Genomic DNA, 1,346 nt, shown 5'->3' on the forward strand with positions numbered 1-1,346 from the left:
CAGCCGGCCCGCACGGCCTCGCGCAGGGCGGCGGCCATGGTCACCGGGTCGTGCGCGCGGTGCACCGCGGTGGCCAGCAGCACGGCGTCGCACCCCAGCTCCATGGCCAGGGCGGCGTCGCTCGCAGTGCCGATGCCGGCGTCCAGCACCACCGGAACCCCTGCCCGCGAGCAGATGAGCGCGATGTTGTGCGGGTTGAGCACGCCCAGCCCGGACCCGATGGGGGAGCCGCCGGGCATCACCGCGGCACAGCCCAGGTCCTCCAAGTGCGCGGCCAGCGCCGGGTCGTCGGAGGTGTACGCCCACACGGTGAACCCGTCGGCCACGAGCTGCTCGGCAGCCTCGGCGGTCTCCAGCGGGTTGGGCAGCAGCGTGTCGTGGTCCATGACCACCTCGAGCTTCACCCAGTCGGTGCCCAGCGCCTCCCGGCCCAGCCGGGCGGTGAGCACGGCCTCGTGGGCGGTCTGGCACCCGGCGGTGTTGGGCAGCACCCGCAGGCCCAGGTCGCGGACCACGCCGAGCAGGGACGGGCCGCCGGCCAGGTCGGCGCGGCGCAGGGCCACGGTGGTCACCTCGGTACCGCTGGCGCGCAGCGCGTCGGCCAGCAGCGTGTGGTGGGTGGCGCCCCCGGTGCCGGTGACGAGCCGGGAGGTCAGGCGCGTGCCGGCCACCTCCCAGCCCGGGTCCTCCAGCGGGGTGTGCGAGGGGATACCGGGCGGTGCGGTGGGAGCGGTCGTCGTCGGGGTGGGGCTCGGCTCGGTGCTCATCCGCCGGCCACCGGGGTGAGCAGCTCCACCTGGTCACCCTCGGCGAGCACCGTGAGGCCCCACGCACCGGCGGGCACCACCTGCTGGCCCACGGCCGCGGCCACCCCGGCGTGACCCGGGCCGAGCACCTCGGTGACCAGCTGCTCCAGGGTGGTGCCCGGCGGCACGGTGCGTTCGGTGCCGTTGAACCGGATGGTGGTGGGCGTGCTCACGAGGCCTCCTCGAGGGTGGGCGGGACGGACGGGGACGAACGGGCTGGTGGGGTCGGGGCGACGGACGGGGCCGACGTGCGCACCGCGGCGGCGGTGGCGGCGGCGGCCCGGTGGCACAGCAACACACCGTGGCGGCCGTGACCGGTGGAGAGCACCACCCGCACCGGGCCGTCGGAGCCGGGCAGCGTGTGCTCGCGCAGCAGCGGGCCCGGTGTGGCGAGGGTGGGCCGGTGCCCGCTGAGCGCCTCGGCCAGGTGCATCTCGCGGACGCCCGGGTAGAGCGCGGCGGCGTCACCGAGCAGGTCGAGCACCTCGCCGGCCGGCACGCGCTCGTCGGTGCCCCGCTCCACGCTCGTGGCCCCCACCA

3 protein-coding genes are annotated in these 1,346 nt (G+C 76.7%); all 3 read right to left on the reverse strand.

All coding sequences use genetic code 11. The features are described 5' to 3' along the window. The coding region (locus tag HMPREF3099_RS11125; protein ID WP_083323737.1) for a thiazole synthase at nucleotides 1-767 on the reverse strand (767 nt) is incomplete at its 3' end. Continuing rightward, a complete protein-coding gene (gene thiS, locus HMPREF3099_RS11130; protein ID WP_070706105.1) occupies nucleotides 764-979 on the reverse strand; it encodes a sulfur carrier protein ThiS in 216 nt (71 codons plus the stop codon). The genes HMPREF3099_RS11125 and thiS, both read right to left, overlap by 4 nt. Further along, the coding region (locus HMPREF3099_RS11135) for an FAD-dependent oxidoreductase (protein ID WP_168168532.1) at nucleotides 976-1,346 on the reverse strand (371 nt) is incomplete at its 5' end. The genes thiS and HMPREF3099_RS11135, both read right to left, overlap by 4 nt.

The sequence above is a fragment of the Kytococcus sp. HMSC28H12 genome (assembly GCF_001816045.1).
Taxonomy (GTDB): Bacteria; Actinomycetota; Actinomycetes; order Actinomycetales; family Dermatophilaceae; genus Kytococcus; species Kytococcus schroeteri.